The following is a 21,460-nucleotide window of genomic DNA, read 5'->3' as shown; positions in this document are numbered from 1 at the left end:
TTCAGGCTAACCTACTGGTTGTTCTGACGTCCGAGGAAACGCGGGATGTTCAGCGCGCCGCTGCCATCCTCGTCGTCGTCATCCTCGTCTTCGTCCGAAGTGCTCGATCCGCGCGACAGGTTAGCCATACGCTCGAACAGCGTGCTGCCCTGTGCCGCGCCGCCCGGAGCGCCACCAGCCGGCGCGCCACCGGCGCCACCCGCCGCTGCACCAGCACCAGCTGCACCTGCCCCACCAGCAAAACCGCCACTAGTGTCACCGCCCGTAGCAGGACCACGTGCGGGCTTCGTCGCAAGCGGGCTTTCGCCTTCCGCAACTTGATCGGCGCCGAGCTGCAATTCATCGCCTACGCCTTCGTCGACCGGTTCAGAGAGGTCGAGCGGCGGCGGGCCGCCGTCGCTATCGTCGGTCCAGCCTTCCTGCTCGGCTGCTTCGCCGAAGCCGCTATCATCTGCAGGCGGAGGGACTGTGCCTTCGTCCTCGTAATTGTCGAAACGCTCGGTTTCCTCGTTACGCATGCCGGCCAGCGGATCGACGATGCCGTCGACATCGTCGCTGTCATCGCCGAAATCATCGGCACCGGCAGGCGAGAGGCCTTCTTCCCGGAAGGGCGGCTCGTCGTCGAAGGAATCTTCAATGGCCGCTTCGACCGGCTCGGGTGCGGGCTCGGGCTGCGGTTCGTAGGTCTGGACAGGTTCCGGCTCCGGATCCGCCGAGAGGCCTTCGCTGAGCTCGAAGGGCTCTTCCTCACCCGCATCTTCCTGAAGGTCGAGAACCGGGCGCTGCGGCGCGCGCTGCGGAGCCATGGAGAAATTGCGTGTCGGCTTGGCTGCAGCCGAGCCGTCCTGCTCGATACCGGTCGCAACTACCGAAACGCGGATCTTGCCGTCGAGCTCGGGGTTGAATGCGCTACCCCAGATGATGTTGGCATCTTCGTCGACCAGCTCGCGGATGTGGTTCGCCGCTTCGTCGACTTCGAGGAGCTTCATGTCTTCGCCGCCGATGATCGAGATGATCACGCCCTTGGCGCCGGCCATGCTGACACCGTCGAGCAGCGGGTTCGCGATGGCGCGTTCGGCTGCTTCGAGAGCGCGGTTGTCGCCCTCGCCTTCGCCGGTGCCCATCATCGCCTTGCCCATTTCGCTCATCACGCTGCGCACGTCGGCGAAGTCGAGGTTGATGAGGCCCGGCATGACCATGAGGTCGGTGATCGAACGCACGCCCTGCTGCAGGACTTCGTCGGCCAGCGCGAAGGCTTCCTTGAAGGTGGTGTCCGACTTGGCGACCAGGAACAGGTTCTGGTTCGGAATGACGATCAGCGTGTCGACGTGCTTCTGCAGCTCGTCGATACCCGATTCAGCTGCGCGCATGCGGCGCGTGCCTTCAAACAGGAACGGCTTGGTCACGACACCGACGGTCAGGACACCCTTCTTGCGCGCAGCTTCCGCGATCACGGGTGCAGCGCCGGTGCCGGTGCCGCCGCCCATGCCGGCAGCGATGAAGCACATGTTCACGCCGTCGAGCGCGTCTTCGATGTCTTCGAAGGTTTCTTCGGCAGCCGCCTTGCCCACTTCGGGGCGGGCACCCGCGCCGAGACCGCCGGTGATGTCGGGGCCGAGCTGGATGCGCTTTTCTGCCGGACTGCTTGCGAGGGCCTGCGCATCGGTGTTGGCGACGATGAAATCGACGCCTTCGATTTCGGATTCCATCATGTTGGCGATGGCGTTTCCGCCCGCACCGCCGACGCCCACAACCATGATTTTGGGGCGCATGTCGTCGCTGGAGGCGGGTCCGATGTTGATGCTCATTTACTGGTCCCTTTGGGAATAAAATTCGGCCGAAGCCTGTCACTACGCCTTTTGGCACAAAGCGATTCACCCATGCAAAGGTTAAATGCCTTTATCCACAATGCCCAAGCCTGCTTTTCGGCGGGTTCTCGCCGATCTCAGAAATACTCGCGAACCGCCTGTACGACCCTGTTAACCAGCCCAAGCCCCGAATACCGCCGCGCGGGCTGGTAACTCGGTCCGACCGAGCGGATGTCTACCGGATCCTCGACCGCATAGAGGCACAGCCCGGCCAGCGTCGCGAAACCGGGCGTTGCATGGGCTTCGGGCAGGCCGCGCAGGGCCGGCGGCTTGCCGATGCGGACCGGAAGGCCAAGCGCGCCTTGCATGAATTCGGCGATCCCGTGCAACTCGGCGCCGCCGCCGGTGAGGACGACCTGGCCACCGTTCGCGCCGGAAAAGCCCATTGCCTTCAAGCCCTTGCCGATCTCGCTGGTCATCGTGCCCAGACGGTCGGTGACGATCGAGACCAGCTCGGCGCGGGGAATGCGGTTCTGCTCGTCGGCACCCCGAGCGAGTTGTCCGCCCGGCTCGTCGCCCGGTGCGTTAACCGGAATCATCTCGCGGTGGTCGCTCGGTGTGGCGATGGCAGAGCCCGCGACGCACTTCAGGCGTTCAGCCTGCCCCCGGCGAATGCCGAGCGAGGAAGCGATCGCATCGGTGATGTCGTTCGAACCGACCGGGATCGACCGCAACCCCAAGAGCATGCCGCCTGCATGGACCGAGACATTGGTGACCTGCGCGCCGATCTCCACCAGTGCGACCCCCAGATCGCGCTCTTCGTAGGACAGGCACGCATGCGCTGCGGCCAGCGGGCTTGCGACAACGCCTTCGACGTCGAGATGCGCACTCTGGACCGCCTCGATGAGGTTCCGGACCGGCGCGCCTTCGGCCAGGGTTACATGGATGTCGACGCCGAGCGCCTCTGCATGGAGGCCGGTCGGGTCGGCAATGCCGTGCGCACCGTCGAGCGTGTAATGCGCGGGCTGCGCGTGCAGCACCATGCGGCCATCGGGCTGGATATGGTCGCGTGCGGCGAACAGCAGATGTTCTATATCGTCTTCGTCGATACGCCTGCCGCCGATGGCGATTTCGACGCTGGAAATCTTGCTGGTCAGGCCGGCGCCCGCACAGGCGATCCAGACGCCGTTGACGCTGGTGTTGGCATTGGCCTCCGCCAGCTCGATCGCGCTGCGGATCGCATGGGTCGCGGCACGCATGTCGGTGACGTAGCCGCGCTTGATCCCCTCAGCCCGACGGTGAGAGGAACCGAGGACGATCATTTCCTCGTCTTCGGCCTGGCCCATGATCATCGCGGAAATACGGAAGGAGCCGATATTCACCGCGGCGAAGACGCGGGTGACGCGCGGGAGCGGGGCGCTTGCAGGAGTAGCCATTATTCCGCCTCCACCTGTGCGCTCATGCCCTGCGGACAGGGCCCGTCGGCACAGCGAAGATAGGCCCGGTCGGGCACGCGCATGTCGATGGCAATCGCCTTGCCGCCGATGAGCCGGTTGCGCCCGTCCATTTCGGCGAACTTGACCAGCGCCGCGGGACCCTTGTCGCCTTCCGGCAGGGCAAGCAGCTGGTCGGTCTTGAAGGTGAGGTTCCAGCGCCTGTTACCGACCCATTCCGCCCCTGCGATCTGCGGCTTGAGCGCTGGCGCAGCATCGAGCAGGCGGTTTAGTTCGGCGACCTGCTTTTGCGCGCCGGGGCCGGAGATCAGCAGCATTCCCTTTGCCTGCTCACTCGAGACGGGTTCGAGTTCATGCCCTGTCGCATCGACGAGGATCAGCCGGTCGGGCTTGCGAACCACGGCATGCGGTTCTCGCTCGACGATATCGATGCGCAGGAGATCGGGCAGCTGACGCGAGACCCGCGCGTCCTTGACCCAGGAGAGCTCAAGCAGCCGCTCGCGGATTTCGTCGACCTCGACCAGCGGCATCGGGCGATCCTGCTCGCCCAGCACGCGTTCATAGACCGCCTGCCGGTTGAGCCGCTCGACCCCGGTGACGCGCACCCTTTCCACTTCGAAACCCGCACGGCTCGCCGATTTCGCTATTTCCGTCCGCGCCATTTCCGGCACGCCCGCATAGCTTGCGACAGTCCATGCAATGCCGAGACCGGCAGCGACGATCAGGAACAGGAAGAACTTGTGCCACTGCTCTTCGGTAAACGGCAGCGCGGCCATCGCCCGGTCGAGCAGGCCGGAAGTGTGTTTCTTGGCCGCCCGCGCTTTCTGGGTACGGCTACGCGCCGCGGCGGAACGCCGGACGCCTGTCGGTTTGCGCTTGACCTTAGCCATCGCGCCCCGCGTCCCGTTTTCTGGCTGTGTGATCGCGCAGCGCGGCCGCAATGACCGTCTCGACCAGTTCCGCATATTCGATACCGGCGTGCTTCGCCTGTTCGGGAACGAGGCTGAGCGGCGTCATGCCCGGCTGCGTGTTGGTTTCGAGCACGAAAAGGCCGTCCTCGCCCTGTTCCTCGTCCCAGCGGAAGTCGGTGCGGCTGGTGCCCTTGCACCCCAAGAGCTTGTGCGCCTTCAACGCGATCTCGAGGCACAGGTCGCGGATGTGGTCGGGTATGTCGGCAGGACAGATATGATCGGTCATGCCGTCGGTGTATTTGGCGTCGAAATCGTAGAAGCCGCTTTTGGGCTTGAGTTCGGTCACGGCAAGCGCGCGCGGACCGTCCTCGAAATCGACGACTGCCGAGGTCATCTCGCGACCCTTGATATAGGGTTCGGCGAGCAGTTCGTCGAAATCCTGCCACGGGCCCTTCGCATCACGCGAAATCGGATTGCCGTAATTGCCCTCGTCGGTAACGATGGCGACGCCCACCGAACTGCCCTCGTTGACGGGCTTCAGGACATAGGGTCGCGGCAGCGGATCGCGTTCGAACACGTCGGCGCTCTTCACGATGCGCCCGCCGGGCATTGGAATGCCATGTGGGACCAGCGCCTGCTTGGTCAGTTGCTTGTCGATCGCGATGACCGAGGTTGCGAGGCCCGAATGCGTATAGGGCACGCCCATCAGGTCGAGCATGCCTTGCACGCTGCCATCTTCACCCGGCACGCCGTGAAGCGCGTTGAAAACGACATCCGGCGCAGTCTCGGCGATGCGGGCAGCGACCTGCCTGTCCATGTCGATCCGCGTGACCTTGTGGCCCCGGCCTTCGAGCGCCTTGGCGACGCCTTCGCCAGACATGAGACTCACGGGCCGTTCATTGGCCCAGCCACCCATCAGGACGGCGACATGCAGTTTGGGAAGATCGGTCATGCTGTGTTCCTACGGACGCCCCACGCGCTGGATTTCCCATTCGAGCTCAATGCCCGAATTCTCGTAGACGCGGCGCTTCACTTCCTCGCCCAGCCCCTCGATATCGGCACTGGTCGCATTATCGACATTGAGCAGGAAGTTGGTGTGCTTCTCGCTCACCTGGGCCCCGCCCATCTTCAGGCCGCGGCATCCCGCAGCATCGACCAGCTGCCAGGCTTTCTCGCCCGGCGGGTTCTTGAAGGTGGAGCCACCGGTCTTGGTGCGCAGCGGCTGCGAATTCTCGCGCGCTTCGGCGATCTCGTCCATCTTCGCGCCGATGACTTCAGGGTCGCCCGGCTCACCCTTGAAACGGGCGGACACGACCACGGCCCCTTCCGGCAGCGCCGAGTGGCGATAAGAATACTGGAGGTCGGAGGCTGGCAGCGTATGGCACTCGCCATTGGGCATGATGACCGTGCAGTCGACCAGCACGTCAGCGACTTCGGTGCCGTAGGCTCCGCCGTTCATGCGAACGAAGCCGCCGACAGTACCGGGAATCCCGCGCATGAATTCGAGGCCTGCGACACCAGCGTCTCGCGCCGCGCTGGCGACGAGGATGCCATGCGCACCTCCGCCGCATTCGACGATGCAGCTGTCTGCGTCGATCGAGACATCGGCGAACGGCTTGCCGAGCTTGATCACGACGCCGGGAACGCCGCCATCGCGCACGATCATATTGGAGCCGAGACCCAGCGCCATGACAGGCAGGTCGCCGTCGAGGCGGCCGAGGAATTCTTCGAGGTCGGCGCGGTCTTCGGGTTCGAACAGCCAGTCCGCCTTGCCGCCGGTCTTGAACCAGACGAGCTTGGCGAGCGGCGCCTGCGGGGTCAGCTTGCCGCGCAGCCCTTCGGTGTCGATCGGCGCTTCGATACCGCCTTCGACGGCGCAATCGGGCGCCATGCCGTTATCCCAGTTCCAGACGTCGTCGGGCTGATCCATTACGAAGCGCGTTCCTTCTCGATGGCATCCGCCAATCCGGCTGCCCACTTCGTGATATCGCCTGCACCGAGGCAGACGATAAGGTCGCCTTCCTCGATATCGCCTGCCAGCTTGGCCGCGAGATCCTCGCAGCTTTCGACCGTGGCTGCCGAGCGGTGCCCGCGCGACTTGAGACCGGCGACGAGGCTTTCGGAGCTCACGCCCTCGATCGGGTCTTCGCCCGCGGCATAGACCGGGGTGACATAGACCTGGTCGGCTTCGTTGAAGGCGCTCTGGAAGTCGTCCATCAGGTCGTTGAGGCGCGTGTAGCGATGCGGCTGCATCACGGCGATCACGCGGTTGCCGGTCGCCTCGCGCGCTGCCTCCAGCACGGCGCGGATTTCGACCGGGTGGTGGCCGTAATCGTCGATGACAGTCGCGCCTGCAACGGTTCCGACATTGGTGAACCGGCGGCGCACGCCGCTAAAGCTGCCGAAGCCATTGCAGATCACCTCGTCCGGACAGCCCATCTCGATGGCGACCGCAATCGCGGCGAGCGCGTTCTGGACATTGTGCCGTCCGGGCATGGGCAGCGTCACATTCTCGATCCGGCGATCTTCCTCGCCGCGCTGGCGCACGATGACGTCGAAGCGGTTGCCGCCTTCATGCGGCTGGACGTTCACGCCGCAAATATCCGCCTGCAGGTTGAAACCATAGGTCATCACCCGGCGGTCGCGCACCTTGCCGATTACGGCCTGCACTTCGGGATGGTCGATGCACAGGATCGCCGCGCCATAGAAGGGCACGTTATGGATGAACTCGACGAAAGCATCCTTGACCCCGTCGAAATCGCCGTAGTGGTCGAGATGTTCGGGATCGATATTGGTGACGACCGCAATCGTCCCGTCGAGCCTCAGGAAGCTGCCGTCGCTTTCATCGGCCTCCACGACCATCCAGTCGCTGTCGCCGAGGCGCGCATTCGAGCCGTACTGCTCGATGATGCCGCCGTTGATGACGGTCGGATCGATCTCGCCGCAATCGAGCAGCGCGGCAATCATGCTGGTGGTGGTCGTCTTGCCGTGCGTGCCGGCCACCGCGATGGTGGACTTCAGGCGCATAAGTTCGGCGAGCATTTCCGCGCGCCGCACGACCGGAATACGGTTTTCGAGCGCATGGGCGACTTCGGGATTGGTCCGTTTGACCGCAGTCGAGGTCACGACGACGGCTGCGCCTTCGACGTTTTCCTTCTCGTGGCCGATCTTGACCGAGATGCCCTGCCCACGCAGCCTCTCCACGGTCGGGCTTTCGTTGAGATCGCTGCCCTGGACCGTGTAGCCGAGGTTGTTCATCACCTCCGCAATACCGGACATGCCGATCCCGCCGATGCCGACGAAGTGGATGATACCGATATCTGTCGGAACGCCCCTCATTTCATGCGCTCCCTTTTCGCACCCTGGCCCGCGACCTGCCCCTGAGTGGCGCCGCGAGCATTGTTTCCGCCGACGCGGATTACATCCATCATGTCTGCCCCGCCGAAGCTTTCGACGAGGTCAGCAAGGTCTTCCACCGCCTTGGGGCGGCCGCAGTTCCACGCAGCATGGGCCGCATTGGCGAGCCCCTGCGGATTATCCGCCAGCGCGCGGATCTGCTTTGCGAGTTCCTTGCCCTCGAACTTCTCCTGCCGGATCATCCGCGCGCCGCCTGCTTTTACCATCTCGCGCGTATTGGCGGCCTGGTGATCATCGGTCGCAATGGGCAGCGGGATCAGGATAGCCGGACGACCCACGGCCGTGAGTTCGGCAATCGTGGAAGCACCAGCGCGGCCGATGAACAGGTGCGCATCGGCCAGCCGCTCGGCCATGTTTTCGAAATAGGTCGCAAGCTCCGCGGGAATACCGTGATTGCTGTAACGCTCGCGCACGGCATCGAGGTCTTCGGGGCGGCACTGCTGCGTCACCTGCAACCGCTGGCGGATCGCGGGCGGCAGCATAGCAAGCCCGTCGGGCACGATTTCGGACAGCACCCGCGCACCTTGGCTACCGCCGGTAACGAGCACGCGCAGCAGCCCGTCCTCGTCATAGGCGGGAAAAGGCTCGTCGCGCAGCGAGAGCACCTCGTGGCGAACGGGATTGCCGACCAGATAGGTCTTGCCCTGGTGGCCCGCCTTCAGGCGCTGGACGTCGGGATAGGCGGTTGCGATCGCCTGCACGCGGCCAGCCAGCAGGCGGTTCACGCGGCCCAGAACGGCGTTCTGTTCGTGAACGACTGTCGGGATGCCTGCCGAAGTGCTGGCAAGGATCGCGGGAAGCGAGGGATAGCCGCCGAAGCCGACCACCGCGCTCGGCTGGAAGCTGTCGAAGAGGCGAAGCGCCATCTTGCGGCCTTCGAGCACGGCCTTCGTGCCCTTGATCCACTGCAGCGGGTTCTTGCCGAAGCGACCCGCAGGAATGACATGCGCGGGCATGAAGTCGGGCTTGCCCGGGATCGCCTCACCGCGCTCGTCGGTGATCAGCGCGACGTGATGCCCTCGCCGGTCGAGTTCGGCCGCCAGCGCGAAAGCGGGAAGCAGGTGCCCCCCGGTGCCGCCGGCGGCGAGTACGTAATGGCGGGAAGAGCGGGTCACTGGTGAATCTCGCGCGAGCTGCGCGCCTGTTTTGCATTCATTCCATCCCCCTGCCCGAAGCCCAGCAGGTCGCCAAGTCCCCTTGTCGTGGTTTTGAGGTAGGGATTGCGCCGCGTGACGGCGATCAGAAGGCCGACGGTCAGGCAGATGGCGATGGTCGACGAGCCGCCATAGCTCACCAGCGGCAAGGTCATGCCCTTGGAGGGGAACAGCTGCAGGTTGACGAGGATATTGATGAAGGCCTGCCCGCCGAACAGCGCGACGAGGCCCGTTCCGGCAAGAAGTGCGAAAAGGTCTTCCTCGTCCACCAGCCGCATCAGCACCCGCACGACGATTGCAAGGTAAAGGGCAACGATAACGCCGCAGACGATCAGTCCGAATTCTTCGCCGATGACGGAGAAAATGTAGTCGGTATGCGCTTCTGGAAGGCTCATCTTGCGAATGCCGAGGCCATAGCCAGCGCCCGTCCAGCCACCGGCGACCAGCGTCCGGCTCGCAAGATCGACCTGGTCGAAAGCCGTGCCGCCGCCGAAGAAGGCATCGATACGGTGGCGCGCATTGTCATAGAGGAAATATGTTGCGGTCAGCGCCACCGTAACGCCGCCGATGACTGCCCCGAGCTTCTTCACCTCCACGCCGGAGAGGATTACCATCACGAACCAGACGCCTGCGAACAGGATCGCTTCGCCAAGGTTGGGCTGGAGCATCAGTAGCGCGGCGATCAGCGCCAGCAGGCCGGTGCCGACGACAAGGACGGGCAGATTGGGATCGCGCATCCGCCACGATAATATCCACGCAAGCGTAATCGCGAAGGCAGGCTTGAGGAATTCCGATGGCTGGAACTGCATACCCAGGTTGATCCAGCGCCGCGCGCCGTTGATCTCCACACCGATGAAGGGAACGAGGAACAACAGGCCGATCATGCCTGCCGCAAGTAGCACGCCGAACCTGCGCGCATTCTCCCGCGTCAGTAGCGAAGCCCCGATCAGCACGCCGAGCGCGATCACCTGCCAGACGAGGTGTCGCCAGAAGAAGTAGAGTGGGTCGAGAGTTTCGGCAGAGGTCGACAGCCTGTTTGCGCTCGCCGGACTTGCCGCGGCAACGGCGATGGTGCCCAAAGTCATCAGCGCAAGGATGAGCGTGAGGAGCACGCGGTCGATCTCGCGCCACCAGATCTTGATCTGGCTCCAGCGCGACAGCTTGCCGCCCGGTATATGGGCGGGCTTGCGCTTGGCACCGGGGACGAAGGGCTGCGGCGCGTTCATGCGAGCGCCTCCACGAGCTCGCGGAAATGCTCACCGCGCTTTTCGAAGTCGGTGTACTGGTCGAAACTCGCGCAGGCGGGCGAAAGGAGGACGGTATCGCCGGCCTCGGCATTGGAGGCCGCTGCGGTTACCGCGCGGTCCAGCGTTTCGCACTGCTCCACCGGCACGCGGCCTTCCAGCAGCGCGGCAAAGTCCGGACCGGCCTTGCCGATGGTGTAGGCGGCTTTGACGTGGCCTAGTTTGGCCTCGCACTCACCCAATCCCGCTTCCTTGGCCAGCCCGCCGAGGATCCAGTGGATCTCGTCGAACGCCGCCAGCGCGGGCGCGGAGGCGGCGGTGTTGGTGCCCTTGCTGTCGTTGACGTAGGCGACACCGGAGATTTCGGCAACCCGCTCCATGCGGTGCGGGAGGCCGCCATAGGTTTGCAGGCCCTGCTCGATCTGCTCGACGGACAATCCCAGCCAGGCACAGGCTGACATCGCCGCACCGGCATTCTCGGCATTGTGCGGTCCGGAAAGCGACGGCCAGTTTGCCTGTGCCTCACTGTCGGCGGCCATGATACCGTTGAAACCGGCCTTGCCCGAATGGATCAGCCCGGAAGTGAAAGCGGGCCAGTTCACCAGCGCGTAGCTTTCTTCGCCCTGCATATCGAGCAGGCGGTTCTTGCTCGCCGCATAAGCGTGAAAGTCACCGTCATAGCGGTCGAGGTGATCGGGCGTGATATTCAGCAGCACCGCCACATCGCAATCGAGCGAATAGGTCAGGTCGATCTGGTAGCTCGACAGTTCCAGCACATAGACCCCGCCTTCCGGGAGCGGCTCCTGCTCGAGGATCGGGAGGCCGATATTGCCGCCCATGGTGGTCGGCACGCCGGCGGTCTTGAGGATGTGGTTGACCAGCGCGGTGGTGGTCGACTTGCCGTTGGTGCCGGTAATGCCGACGACCTTGTGCGGCGGCAGGTGCTCGCGCGCCTGCGCGAAAAGCTCGATATCGCCGATCACCGGCACGCCGAAGCTGTCGGCATGGGGCTTGATCGGGTGGGTGTTGAGCGGGACGCCGGGGCTGACGACCACGCCAGCATAGCCGGTCAGGTCAGCCTCCAGCGGATCACCGATGGCGCATCGCCCGCTGTACGGTTCGCGCGCTTCCTCGCGGTCGTCCCACACCAGAACGTCCGCGCCAGCCGCCAGCAGCGCCTCGACCGTCGCCCGGCCGGACCGCGCGAGGCCTAGCACCGCGTACTTCTTGTCCTTCCAGGCGGGCGAGGTGATCATCTGAGCTTGAGCGTTGCCAGTCCCAGAAGTGCGAGCACGATGGCGACGATCCAGAAGCGGATCACGACCTTGCTCTCGGACCAGCCGAGCTGCTCGAAATGGTGGTGGATCGGGGCCATGCGGAACACCCGCTTGCCCGTGCGCTTGAACCAGAAGACCTGGATGATGACGCTGAGCGCTTCGAAAACGAACAGTCCGCCGACGATCGCCAGCACGACTTCGTGATGCGTCGCCACCGCGATTGCGCCCAGCGCGCCGCCAAGAGCCAGGGAACCCGTGTCACCCATGAAAACGGCGGCAGGCGGCGCATTGAACCACAGGAAGGCGAGACCCGCCCCCATGATCGCCGCACACAGGATTGCCAACTCACCAGCACCCGGTACGTGCGGGATGCCGAGATATTCGGAGTAGTCCACGCGGCCCACGAGATAGGCGATGACCGCAAAGGTGCCCGCCGCGATGATCACCGGCATGGTTGCAAGGCCATCCAGCCCGTCGGTCAGGTTCACCGCATTGCCCGCCCCCACGATCACGAAGGCGGCGAAGACGAAGTAGAGCGGCCCGAGCTCGATGCCGAAGTCGTTGACGAAGGGCACGTAGAGGAAGGTGTTGATCTGGCTGACGATCAGGTAGCTCGCCACGCCTGCCACGAGGAATTCGAACAGCAGGCGCACCCTGCCCGAAACGCCCTTGTGGCTGGCCTTGGTGACCTTGTCGTAATCGTCGAGGAAACCGATCAGGCCGAAGCCGCCGGTCACGGCCAGGCATGCCCATACGAAGGGATTGGAAAGGTCCATCCACAGCAGCATCGAAAGCGTGAGGCTGATGAGGATCATCAAGCCGCCCATGGTCGGCGTTCCGACCTTGGCGAGATGCGTCTGCGGGCCATCTTCGCGGATCGGCTGACCCTTGCCCTGTCGCACGCGCAGCATGTCGATGAAGCGCGGCCCAATGAGCAGGCCGATCAGCAATGCCGTAAGCAGCGTCGCCCCTGCGCGCGCCGTCTGGTAGCGCACGAGGTTGAAGAGACCTTCGAAATTGAAATACTCGGCGAGGAAGTACAGCATCGGGGCGCAGCGGCTCCTAGGTAAAGTGGTCCACGAGCTTGCCGAGGCCGACCGAATTGGAACCTTTGACGAGCACGGCGTCGCCGGCGACGATACCGAATTCCTCGATCAGCTCGATAGCCTCGTCGGCCGAATTGCAATGCTCCCACTCGAGCGGCTTGCCAAGCGAGTTGAAGGCCGGTTTCCCCAGTTCACGGGCCAGCGCGCGCATCTCGTCGCCCACCAGCAACGCATAGTCGACATCGGCCGCAATAAGGGGTTCCGAAAGCTGTCCGTGGAACTTGTCGGCAAAGTCGCCCAGCTCCTTCATCGAACCCAGCACGGCGATCCGGCGGGTCGATGGCGTCTGGCCCAGCTGCGCTAGCGTTGCGCGCATGCTGGCGGGGTTGGCGTTGTAGCTCTCGTCGATCAGCAGAGCCTTGCCGCCCGGCACGTCGATACCGTGGCGCGCACCGCGACCCTTCAGACCGCCCATCTCGGCAAGCGCGAGGCCCGCTGCTGCAAGATCGCCCTTGGCTGCACGTACTGTCGCCATGACTGCGAGGGAATTCGTGACCCAGTGATCGCCCGGCTCGGCGACGGTGTAGCACAGGCGCCCTTCGGGAAATTCGCAGGTGACGAGGCTGCCGCCATTGGCGCTGGGGATAGCGTCCAGCAGGCGCATGTCAGCATGGCGCGCGCGGCCGAAGCTCACGACCTTGGCACCCAGCTTTTCGGCGGCGGTGCGGAGCTGTTCGTAATATTCGCTGTCGGCCGGAATGACGGCGATGCCGCCCGGCTCGAGACCGGCGAAGATTTCAGCTTTCGCGTCGGCAATAGCCTCCATCGAACCGAGGTTCTCGATATGAGCAGGCGCGATGGTGGTGATGACGGCGACGTGCGGGCGGACCTGCGTGGTCAGGCCTTCGATTTCACCGGCATGGTTCATGCCCATCTCGAAAATGCCGAAACGGCTGCGCGCCGGCATGCGCGCAAGGCTGAGCGGCACACCGACGTGATTGTTGTAGCTGCGCGTTGAGCGATGGGCTGCACCGCGGCTGGCGCGTTCCAACGCCGCGAAGATCGCTTCCTTGACGCCCGTCTTGCCGACAGATCCGGTGACGCCGATGATCTTGGCATCCGTGCGGGCACGCGATGCTGCGGCCAGCTTGCGGAGCGCCTCGGTGGTGTCGTCGACGAGGATATGCGGATAATCGACCGGTCGATCGACGATGGCGGCACTAGCTCCGTTTTCGAACGCCTTGTCGAGGAAGCGGTGGCCGTCCATCGCCTCGCCCTTGAGCGCAACGAAGAGGTCGCCGTTCACGACATCGCGGCTGTCCATTTCGACGCCGGATACCTGGAAATCTCCGCTAGCCGTTCCGCCGACCGCCTCGGCAATGGTGCGTGCGTCCCAAAGGGTGAGCGGAAGGCGGTCGCGCGGATCGGCAGGCCATTCGAGATAGGCGGGATGGCGCAGGATGGCGGCGCTCATGCGTCACCTCTGGCAATTTGCGCCGCGCATTCGCGTGCGACTTCCACGTCGTCGAAGGGGTGCACCCGCATGTTTTCTCCCGATCCGATGATCTGACCCGTTTCATGGCCCTTGCCGGCGATGAGGACGATGTCGTCCTTGCCCGCTTCGGCAATGGCAGCATGGATTGCTTCGCGACGGCCCGCTACCTCGCGCGCTTGCGGCGCGCCTTCAAGCACCTGGCGGCGGATTTCCGCAGCATCTTCACCGCGGGGGTTGTCGTCCGTGACGATGACGAGATCGCTGGCCTTGGCAGCAGCCTCGCCCATGGGCGCGCGCTTGCCATGATCGCGGTCGCCGCCCGCACCGAAAACGGTGATGAGCCTGCCCGAGACATGCGGACGCAGCGCCGCGATCGCGGCTTCGAGCGCATCGGGCGTATGGGCATAGTCGATGTAAACCGGTGCGCCGCTCGGAGCGATGACGGCACGCTCGAGACGGCCGCGCACGGGCTGGAGGCGTGCAACCGCATCCCATACGCGGCTCGCATCGATCCCGCTCGCCAGCGCAAGACCGGCCGAAACGAGGGCGTTCGAGACCTGGTAGGCGCCGATCAGGGGCAAGTTGATGGTGCGTTCGATCCCCGCGTGCTCGACCGTCAGCGACTGGCCGAGCTGCGTCGGCTCGCGGTGCGAGAGATGGATATCTCCGCCTTCCTCGCCCACGGTCATGATGGCAAGACCGCGGTTCTCGGCATGTTCGACGACGCGCTTGTTCCAACCGCTATCGCCTGCGCCCATCCAGATGACCGCAGTCGCATCGTCCAAGACGACCTCGTCGAACAGGCGCATCTTGGCCGCGAAGTAGTCTTCCATATCCGCGTGGTAATCGAGATGGTCGCGGCTGAAGTTGGTGAAGCCTGCCGCTTCGACGGGGATGCCCTCGTTGCGGTATTGCGACAGCCCGTGGCTGGAGGCTTCGTAGGCCACGTGGGTCACGCCTTCGCGCGCAAGGCCGCTCATGTTCGAGAGGAAAGTGACGATGTCGGGCGTGGTCAGCCCGGTCGACACGCTCTCGTCCGGTGTCGTGACACCGAGCGTCCCGATGCTCGCCGCGCGCTCGCCCGACATGCGCCAGATCTGGCGGGTCATCTCGACGCAGGAGGTCTTCCCGTTGGTGCCGGTGACCGCAACGATATGGTCGGGCACGGGCGTGAAGAACTGCGCTGCGAGGTCGGCGAAGGTCTTGCGCGGCGTGTCGCTGGCGATGTGGATCGCGCCTTCGACCTTCGCCTCTGCGCGCGCGACGACGGCCACGGCGCCGGCTTCGATCGCGGCAGGGATAAAGTCCTCGCCATTGACCTGCGTGCCCTGGAACGCGCCGAACACGGTGCCGGGCGCGACCTTGCGATTGTCGATGGCAAAGCCGGTGACATTGGTATCGCCGTCATCGGGACAATCCATGCCGGCCTGCGCGCAGAGCTTACTCAGCTTCATCCTGCGCCTCCGGGATCAGGGGAGTGATTGCGGAAATATCGATATCTCGCTTGTCGTCGGGGCGCACGCCGATGAGCGGGCCGATGCGCGGGACGAGGCGTCCGACGATCGGCGCAGCGTTCCATGCCGCGGTGCGCTGGTAGGAGCTTGCAAGGGTACCGCGCGGTTCGTCGAGCATGGCGATCACCACGTAGCGCGGGCGATCCATCGGGAAGGCCGCAGCGAAGGTCGAAACCAGCGCGGTCTTGCGATAGCCCGCCTTGCCGCCCGGCTTTTCTGCCGAACCGGTCTTTCCTCCCACGCGGTAGCCCGGGGCATCTGCATTGCGGCCGGTGCCATAGACCGCGATGGCGCGCATCATCTGGCGCATGCGGCTGGAGGTCGATGCCTTGAACACGCGGCGCCCCTTGGGCGCTTCGCCCGGACCCAGCTTCTTGAGCGTAGCCGGACGGTAGACACCGCCATTGACCATCGCCGCATAGGCGCTGGCGAGGTGCAGCGGCGTAACCGCGATCGAGTGGCCGAACCCGACCGTCATATTGGTGAGGCGCGGCCATTTGTCGCCCGGCCAGATGGGAAAGCCGCGGGCAGGAATTTCGATTTCCGGGCGAGCATTCATACCCAGATCTATCATGTAGCGGCGCAGACGTTCCGCACCCAGTTCATCGGCGATGCGTGCGCTTGTCGTGTTGGACGAATGGATCAGCGTTTCGACGGCATTGAGCGTGGCGCCCATCTCGTGGCTGTCACGGATCGTGAAACGCCCGACCGTGACCGGCGAAGCATCGAAACGGCGGCCAAGATCGCGCAGCATGCCGCTGTCGATTGCGGCGGCCACGGTCAGCGGCTTGAAGGTCGAACCGAGCTCGTAAACCTGGTTGGTCACCCGGTTGAACATGAGCTTCTGGCCTTCTTCGTCGATCTTGTTGGGATCGAATTCGGGAAGGCTGGCAAGCGCGACGACTTCGCCCGTGTCGACATCGAGCACGATACCCGCACCGCCCTGTGCGCGGGTCAGCTTCATGCCACGGCGCAGTTCATCCTCGAGCGCGCCCTGAACGCGCACGTCGATCGACAGCGCCACCGGCGTGCCGCGCGTCAGGGGATCGGACAAGTGCTTGTCGAAGACCTGCTCCATGCCCACTCGGCCCTTGCCGTCGGCACCGACATAGCCGAGCACATGGGCCGCCATGGCGCCCTGCGGGTAGTGGCGGTCTTCCTCGGTCGGCATCTCCAAAGCGAGTTCGCCCAGTTCGTGGACGCGGTTCGCTTCTTCGGGAAGCAGGCGCTTCCGGATATAGCCGGACTTGCCGCTCGCGAGCTGCGCGGCGACTTTCTTTTCATCGAGGTCGGGGAAGATTTCGGCGAGCTTGGCCGCCACATCTTCGGGCTTGCCGACGAGCGGAGCCTCGTCCTCGCCCATCGCCTTGGGGTTGAACCAGAGAGCGTAGGCCGGAAAGGCGCGCGCCATGGGCACGCCGTTGCGATCGACGATCTGGCCGCGCGAAGGCAGCAGCGCATCTTCGAGCGAGGTAGCGCGAGCGCCCTCGCCACCGATGCCGAGATAGGCAATCCGCGACAGTGCAAGCAGCGCCACGAAGGCGAAGGCTGCGGCAATCCAGAGAACGCGCCAGCGCGCGAGGTCGAGCGATTGCTGGCGCACCGTCACGAGCTGCACCCGCCCGCTCGCCATCGCCATGCTCACCGCTCCCGGGCCACCGTGGAGAGCGGAAAATGCGTTCACTGCGCGACCTCCGCTGCAGCGACGGAGACGCTGGCAGGCTGGGCGAGCCGCTGGGCAAGGCTGGAGGCGATCCGGCGCGAGGGATCGGCCGCGCGCGATTTCACCATGCGGGTCGGCTCTGCATCATCATCGCCCAACCAGTCCTCGAACAGGCCTTCTTCTTCGATGGGGCCGTTGTCGGCCATTGCGACACGAATGGGCTGTGGAGCACCGATGCCGCGCGGCGTTCCGAGCGCGGCAAGCTGGCGTTCCTGTTCGAGGTACTGGTCGGCGCGCGGCGCGGAATAGCCGAATTCGACCCGGTTCCAGTCAGCAAGCTGGTGCTGGTTGGCGCGGGTCTGGAATTCGGTTTCCAGCATCTGCTTGGACCGTTCGGCGGCAATGATCTGGCGTTCGACGATGCGCACGTCGCTCTTCACCGCGTTGACCTTGAAAGTCAGCGCGAGGAAAGCAGCGACGCAGACTGCGAGGAGGGCGAGCCAGCCGATCTGGCGGAGGCGCGAGGTATGGGCCATCATGCCGCCTCCCTTGCAGGTGTCGCAGTGCGGACTGCGTGGCGAAGCACCGAGGAACGGGCACGCGGATTGCGCGCGATTTCCGCCTCACCCGGCTTGATCGCCTTGGAAACTCTAGAGAAGACCGGATCGACCTGCGCGACCATGGGGACATGTCGCGAGGCGCTCGGGGTCGAGGATGCCTCGCGCAGGTAGCGCTTGACGATCCGGTCTTCGAGGCTGTGGAAGCTGACCACCGCGAGGCGGCCCCCTTCGCGCAGCAGGTGTTCGGCAGCCGACAGCCCCTGGGACAGTTCGTCGAGCTCGCCGTTCACATGAATCCTGATGGCCTGGAAGGTGCGGGTTGCCGGGTCCTTCTTGTCGGTCGGCTTGTATCCCAGCGCCTTGCGCACGACGCGCGCCAGCTCGCCCGTCGTCTCCAGCGGGCGCGCGGCGACGATCGCGCGCGCAACGCGGCGCGACTGGCGCTCTTCGCCATACTGGTAGATCACGTCGGCAATCGTGCCTTCCTCGGCGGTGTTGAGGAAATCGGCAGCGCTTTCGCCTTCCTGGCTCATGCGCATGTCGAGCGGGCCGTCCGACGAGAAGGCGAAGCCGCGTTCGGCCTGGTCCAGCTGCATCGACGACACGCCGATATCCATCACGACGCCATCCACGCTTTCGACGCCCGCATCGCGCATGACCTCCAGCATTTCGGAGAAGCGGTGCGGGTGGAGGATCAGGCGGGGCGGATTTTCCTCCGTCTCCCGCCATGTGCGACCCGAGGCAATAGCGTCGGGATCCCGGTCGAAGGCATGCACGGTCGCGCCGCGCTCGAGCAGCGCGCGGGTATAGCCACCCGCGCCGAATGTCGCGTCGATCAGCACGTCGCCCGGCTGCGGGTCGAGTGCCTCGATCACCTCGTCGAGGAGGACGGGGATGTGGGGCGCTTCGCTCATTTGCCCTTCGCCTTCGCGTCGGCAAGGAAGCTTTCGCAGGCAGCCTTGGCGCTAGCCCAGTCGTCGCCCATTTCGGCAAGCTGCGTGGGATTCCACAGGGTGAAGAAGCGGCCACCACCCTGGAAGTAGAGGCCATCCTCGATCCGGCCGAGCTGGCGCAGGTGTTCGGGCATGACGAAACGACCGCTGTCGTCGAAAGGCATTTCGACGAAACCGAAAAGCTGGCTGGCGCGGGTGTCGCGGTCGAAATCGCGGCCGACCTTGTAGGCAAGCTCTTCCTCGCGATCGAGCTGTGCGTCGAGTTCGGTCTTGCGGCTGAGGCCGAAGCCGGTGAGGCAGTTCCAGGTGGGGTGCTTCATGAGGCAGAGTACGCGGCCGTCGGAGCTTTCCTTGACGGCCTTGCGGAACAGCGGCGGAAGCACAAAGCGGCCCTTATCGCCCGCAGGCGAATAGGCTTGACCGCTGTACCCTCCGAATTGCACTGCCCTGTCCCCAGTTGGCGTTTATCGTTCTCCTCACCAGACAAGCCTCCCCCGTCCGCAGAAACACGAGCTTCCGCGGCTCGCATCGCCGTTGGCGGTGCGCGCAAAGACAATGGCATGTCCGATGTCTGGATGATTTATCGCGGGAAGCGCGGGGATGGAAGGGAAAATTGCGGGATTTTACGGGAATTGTCCGCAAATCATTGTTTTATCGAATGAATTATACCTCAATGATCTGTGGATTGGTTACCGAATAGCTAACGCAACCCTCGGAAAACTACCGGGAATCGGTCGTCATCCCGCACTTTCCCCGTGCGAGTCCCGCAAAATCCCCGGCCGAGTCCCGGGGACTTCTATCAGGTCATTCGGAAAGTGCTTCGCCGACCAGCGTGTCCAGCACCGCGCGCCTTTGGGGACTGTCGAAATGATCGTCGACCAGCGCGGCGTCAGCAACCAGTGTCACCTCGCCCTCGCCCAGCTTGCATCGCGCAATGAGGCCGCCGTCGCTAAGGGAGCAATCCGCCCGCGCATCGTTCCCGGCGAGCGCGAACTCGCCGGCCAGATCGACCGGGATCTCACCATCGCCGAAGCCGACGAGGCGCTCACCCTCGGGCTGGCGATCGTCGAACCGCAGTTCGAGCCCCCAGCGCGTAAACAGCGGCGACATGACGACCATGTCGTGCGGCCGGCGAGGATCGCCGAGCGGGTAGTCGCTGTGCTGGGTAAGAAGGGGATCGGCGAAGATCAGCGCGCGCCCGCCCTCGCGAAGCCAGCTATCAAAGGCGACATTCTCCGAAGGCGCCAATGGTCGTGGTTGCGCGAGAACCACATGGCCCAGGCCTTCGAGCGAGTCCTGCTCGAGCGTGTCGAGCGGAACGAGAGTAGCGCGCTTCTCAAGGGCCGGGCGCACCCAGCCCGGCTCGCTCGCGCCATCCAGCATAGAACCGATATCCGCCCCCTCGCCCCAGTAGATCGGAAGCGTGGTGAACAGGCCGAGGCTCACGCTTTCGGCGGCTTCCTGCCCCGTCGCACCTGGCTCGACCTGGCTGTCCGCAGAGCTTCCTCCGCATGCAGCAAGGCACAGGGCCAGTACCGGGGCGAGCGCCTTACTCAGGCGGCGTGGCTGCATCGGGCGAACCCTGTCCCGGCACGACCGCAGGCGATTGCGTCGATGTGGGCGTCGGTTGTGCGGGCAAGTCAGGGACCACGCCCGCTTCCACGAGCGGATCGTTCTGGACCGGCGCGGCACTGGGTTCCGTCGTGGGCGCAGCGGCGGGCACAGATGAGGCATCCACTTCGCGGGTACGGTCCTGGATGAGGCTGGCAAGGCCGACCAGCAGGATCATGAGGACGACGCCGCCCACACCCACCTGCAGGCGCTGCATGGCCTGCGCGCGCGTGCCGCCGAGCGGCACCTCGGAAAACTCGGTCACGCGCGGCTTGTCGCGGGTAAGATCGAATGAACGCGGCATGCCGGGAATCTTGGGCAATGCCGGCGCCGCCGTCAATCGCTGTCTTTGAGCCAGTCGAAGACCGGCAGGTTCTTCGAGCGGAGCCAGTCGGCATTGTAGAGCGTGGACAGGTAACGGAAGCCGGTATCGCACAGGATCGTGACGACACGCGGGTTCTCGCGCCCTTCAGCCACAAGCTGCTTGCCCAGTTCGACAGCGCCCGCGACATTGATGCCGCTCGACAGGCCGAGACAGAGACCCTCTTCACGCAGCAATCGTGCCACCCAGCCGAGGCCTTCCTCGTCAGAGATGCGGAACTGCGTATCGATAGGCGCGCCTTCGAGATTGCCGGTAATGCGGCCCTGCCCGATGCCTTCTGCGACCGAGGAGCCCTCGCCCTTCAGCTCGCCATTGGCGTAATAATTGTAGAGCGCTGCACCATGCGGGTCGGTCAGCGCGATAACGACGTTCTCGTCGAATTCCTTGAGGCCCATGCCGACACCGGCAATCGTGCCGCCCGTGCCAGCCGCGCAGGTGAAGCCGTCGATCCGTCCGTCCATCTGCTCCCAGATTTCCTTTGCCGTACCTTCGATATGCGCCTTGCGGTTGGCGGTATTGTCAAACTGTCCCGCCCAGATCGCCCCCTCGGTCTCCTCCGCCATTCGGCGCGAGACGTGCTGGAAATGGTTGGGATCGGCATATTTGGTCGGCGGGACCGTTACGAGTTCGGCGCCGAGCGCACGCAAGGTCGCCATCTTCTCGGCCGACTGGTTGTCGGGCATGACGATGATCGTGCGATAGCCAAGGGCATTGGCCACCAGCGCGATGCCGATGCCGGTATTGCCGGCAGTGCCTTCGACCACGCAGCCGCCCGGCTTCAGCTCGCCGCGCGCTTCTGCATCACGGATGATGTAGAGCGCGGCGCGGTCCTTTACCGAAGCGCCGGGATTGGCAAATTCGCACTTGCCGTAAATGTCGCAGCCGGCCTCCTTGCTGGGGCCTTCGAGCCGCACCAGCGGAGTGTTGCCGATAAGGTCGAGCGTACGCTCGCGAACGGGTATCTGTGTCAT

The 21,460-nt window shown here is 64.6% G+C and carries 19 protein-coding genes; all 19 read right to left on the bottom strand.

Going from position 1 to position 21,460, the window contains the following annotated elements; genetic code table 11:
* Nucleotides 1-11: 11 nt before the first annotated feature.
* Nucleotides 12-1,808 (bottom strand): cell division protein FtsZ, encoded by a 1,797-nt coding sequence (gene ftsZ, locus K3165_RS09880; RefSeq protein WP_221548717.1) that lies wholly within the window; start codon nucleotides 1,806-1,808, stop codon nucleotides 12-14.
* Nucleotides 1,809-1,945: 137 nt separating this feature from the next.
* Nucleotides 1,946-3,244, bottom strand: a complete 1,299-nt coding sequence (gene ftsA / locus K3165_RS09875) for a cell division protein FtsA (protein ID WP_221548716.1) — start codon at nucleotides 3,242-3,244, stop codon at nucleotides 1,946-1,948.
* Nucleotides 3,244-4,152, bottom strand: a complete 909-nt coding sequence (locus tag K3165_RS09870; protein ID WP_221548715.1) for a cell division protein FtsQ/DivIB — start codon at nucleotides 4,150-4,152, stop codon at nucleotides 3,244-3,246. The genes ftsA and K3165_RS09870 overlap by 1 nt, the downstream gene beginning before the upstream one ends.
* Nucleotides 4,145-5,125, bottom strand: coding sequence for a D-alanine--D-alanine ligase (locus K3165_RS09865; protein ID WP_221548714.1), 981 nt, complete (start codon nucleotides 5,123-5,125; stop codon nucleotides 4,145-4,147). Before K3165_RS09865 ends, K3165_RS09870 begins: the two co-directional genes overlap by 8 nt.
* 9 nt (nucleotides 5,126-5,134) lie before the next feature.
* Nucleotides 5,135-6,064 carry a UDP-N-acetylmuramate dehydrogenase gene (murB, locus tag K3165_RS09860; protein ID WP_247714095.1) on the bottom strand — a complete coding sequence of 310 codons (930 nt, stop codon included), beginning with the start codon at nucleotides 6,062-6,064 and terminating at the stop codon, nucleotides 5,135-5,137.
* Between the two features lie 38 nt (nucleotides 6,065-6,102).
* On the bottom strand, nucleotides 6,103-7,512 hold the full coding sequence (gene murC / locus K3165_RS09855; RefSeq protein WP_221548712.1) for a UDP-N-acetylmuramate--L-alanine ligase: 1,410 nt from the start codon (nucleotides 7,510-7,512) through the stop codon (nucleotides 6,103-6,105).
* Nucleotides 7,509-8,705, bottom strand: coding sequence for an undecaprenyldiphospho-muramoylpentapeptide beta-N-acetylglucosaminyltransferase (murG, locus tag K3165_RS09850; protein ID WP_221548711.1), 1,197 nt, complete (start codon nucleotides 8,703-8,705; stop codon nucleotides 7,509-7,511). Before murG ends, murC begins: the two co-directional genes overlap by 4 nt.
* Nucleotides 8,702-9,970, bottom strand: a complete 1,269-nt coding sequence (locus tag K3165_RS09845; protein ID WP_221548710.1) for an FtsW/RodA/SpoVE family cell cycle protein — start codon at nucleotides 9,968-9,970, stop codon at nucleotides 8,702-8,704. Before K3165_RS09845 ends, murG begins: the two co-directional genes overlap by 4 nt.
* Nucleotides 9,967-11,244, bottom strand: a complete 1,278-nt coding sequence (murD, locus tag K3165_RS09840) for a UDP-N-acetylmuramoyl-L-alanine--D-glutamate ligase (RefSeq protein ID WP_221548709.1) — start codon at nucleotides 11,242-11,244, stop codon at nucleotides 9,967-9,969. The genes K3165_RS09845 and murD overlap by 4 nt, the downstream gene beginning before the upstream one ends.
* Entirely contained in the window at nucleotides 11,241-12,311 is a 1,071-nt protein-coding gene (gene mraY, locus K3165_RS09835; RefSeq protein WP_221548708.1) for a phospho-N-acetylmuramoyl-pentapeptide-transferase, read from the bottom strand. The genes murD and mraY overlap by 4 nt, the downstream gene beginning before the upstream one ends.
* Nucleotides 12,312-12,327: 16 nt before the next feature.
* The gene (locus K3165_RS09830) at nucleotides 12,328-13,785 is read right to left on the bottom strand and encodes a UDP-N-acetylmuramoyl-tripeptide--D-alanyl-D-alanine ligase (protein WP_221548707.1); all 1,458 of its coding nucleotides are present in this window, start codon (nucleotides 13,783-13,785) and stop codon (nucleotides 12,328-12,330) included.
* Nucleotides 13,782-15,260, bottom strand: coding sequence for a UDP-N-acetylmuramoyl-L-alanyl-D-glutamate--2,6-diaminopimelate ligase (locus tag K3165_RS09825; RefSeq protein ID WP_221548706.1), 1,479 nt, complete (start codon nucleotides 15,258-15,260; stop codon nucleotides 13,782-13,784). Before K3165_RS09825 ends, K3165_RS09830 begins: the two co-directional genes overlap by 4 nt.
* The gene (locus K3165_RS09820) at nucleotides 15,247-16,959 is read right to left on the bottom strand and encodes a peptidoglycan D,D-transpeptidase FtsI family protein (RefSeq protein ID WP_221549012.1); all 1,713 of its coding nucleotides are present in this window, start codon (nucleotides 16,957-16,959) and stop codon (nucleotides 15,247-15,249) included. Before K3165_RS09820 ends, K3165_RS09825 begins: the two co-directional genes overlap by 14 nt.
* A 41-nt stretch (nucleotides 16,960-17,000) precedes the next feature.
* Nucleotides 17,001-17,522, bottom strand: coding sequence for a hypothetical protein (locus K3165_RS09815; protein WP_221548705.1), 522 nt, complete (start codon nucleotides 17,520-17,522; stop codon nucleotides 17,001-17,003).
* Entirely contained in the window at nucleotides 17,519-18,457 is a 939-nt protein-coding gene (gene rsmH, locus K3165_RS09810; protein ID WP_221548704.1) for a 16S rRNA (cytosine(1402)-N(4))-methyltransferase RsmH, read from the bottom strand. Before rsmH ends, K3165_RS09815 begins: the two co-directional genes overlap by 4 nt.
* Entirely contained in the window at nucleotides 18,454-18,939 is a 486-nt protein-coding gene (locus K3165_RS09805) for a division/cell wall cluster transcriptional repressor MraZ (RefSeq protein WP_221548703.1), read from the bottom strand. Before K3165_RS09805 ends, rsmH begins: the two co-directional genes overlap by 4 nt.
* A gap of 361 nt (nucleotides 18,940-19,300) precedes the next feature.
* Nucleotides 19,301-20,068, bottom strand: coding sequence for a motility-associated ABC transporter substrate-binding family protein (locus K3165_RS09800; RefSeq protein ID WP_221548702.1), 768 nt, complete (start codon nucleotides 20,066-20,068; stop codon nucleotides 19,301-19,303).
* Entirely contained in the window at nucleotides 20,046-20,411 is a 366-nt protein-coding gene (locus tag K3165_RS09795) for a hypothetical protein (protein ID WP_221548701.1), read from the bottom strand. Before K3165_RS09795 ends, K3165_RS09800 begins: the two co-directional genes overlap by 23 nt.
* Nucleotides 20,412-20,443: 32 nt before the next feature.
* The gene (locus K3165_RS09790) at nucleotides 20,444-21,460 is read right to left on the bottom strand and encodes a cysteine synthase A (RefSeq protein WP_221548700.1); all 1,017 of its coding nucleotides are present in this window, start codon (nucleotides 21,458-21,460) and stop codon (nucleotides 20,444-20,446) included.

The organism is Qipengyuania xiamenensis, assembly GCF_019711495.1.
In the GTDB taxonomy this organism is placed as follows: Bacteria; Pseudomonadota; Alphaproteobacteria; order Sphingomonadales; family Sphingomonadaceae; genus Qipengyuania; species Qipengyuania xiamenensis.
The sequence above is the reverse complement of the archived record's forward strand: the minus strand, read 5'-3'. Positions and strand labels throughout refer to the sequence as shown.

Coding starts and splice junctions, on each gene's coding strand:
- ftsZ (WP_221548717.1), bottom strand. CDS start 1,808: ATGAGCATCAACATCGGACCCGCCTCCAGCGACGACATGCGCCCCAAA.
- ftsA (WP_221548716.1), bottom strand. CDS start 3,244: ATGGCTACTCCTGCAAGCGCCCCGCTCCCGCGCGTCACCCGCGTCTTC.
- K3165_RS09870 (WP_221548715.1), bottom strand. CDS start 4,152: ATGGCTAAGGTCAAGCGCAAACCGACAGGCGTCCGGCGTTCCGCCGCG.
- K3165_RS09865 (WP_221548714.1), bottom strand. CDS start 5,125: ATGACCGATCTTCCCAAACTGCATGTCGCCGTCCTGATGGGTGGCTGG.
- murB (WP_247714095.1), bottom strand. CDS start 6,064: ATGGCGCCCGATTGCGCCGTCGAAGGCGGTATCGAAGCGCCGATCGAC.
- murC (WP_221548712.1), bottom strand. CDS start 7,512: ATGAGGGGCGTTCCGACAGATATCGGTATCATCCACTTCGTCGGCATC.
- K3165_RS09845 (WP_221548710.1), bottom strand. CDS start 9,970: ATGAACGCGCCGCAGCCCTTCGTCCCCGGTGCCAAGCGCAAGCCCGCC.
- murD (WP_221548709.1), bottom strand. CDS start 11,244: ATGATCACCTCGCCCGCCTGGAAGGACAAGAAGTACGCGGTGCTAGGC.
- mraY (WP_221548708.1), bottom strand. CDS start 12,311: ATGCTGTACTTCCTCGCCGAGTATTTCAATTTCGAAGGTCTCTTCAAC.
- K3165_RS09830 (WP_221548707.1), bottom strand. CDS start 13,785: ATGAGCGCCGCCATCCTGCGCCATCCCGCCTATCTCGAATGGCCTGCC.
- K3165_RS09825 (WP_221548706.1), bottom strand. CDS start 15,260: ATGAAGCTGAGTAAGCTCTGCGCGCAGGCCGGCATGGATTGTCCCGAT.
- K3165_RS09820 (WP_221549012.1), bottom strand. CDS start 16,959: ATGGCGATGGCGAGCGGGCGGGTGCAGCTCGTGACGGTGCGCCAGCAA.
- K3165_RS09815 (WP_221548705.1), bottom strand. CDS start 17,522: ATGATGGCCCATACCTCGCGCCTCCGCCAGATCGGCTGGCTCGCCCTC.
- rsmH (WP_221548704.1), bottom strand. CDS start 18,457: ATGAGCGAAGCGCCCCACATCCCCGTCCTCCTCGACGAGGTGATCGAG.
- K3165_RS09800 (WP_221548702.1), bottom strand. CDS start 20,068: ATGCAGCCACGCCGCCTGAGTAAGGCGCTCGCCCCGGTACTGGCCCTG.
- K3165_RS09795 (WP_221548701.1), bottom strand. CDS start 20,411: ATGCCGCGTTCATTCGATCTTACCCGCGACAAGCCGCGCGTGACCGAG.
- K3165_RS09790 (WP_221548700.1), bottom strand. CDS start 21,460: ATGACACAGATACCCGTTCGCGAGCGTACGCTCGACCTTATCGGCAAC.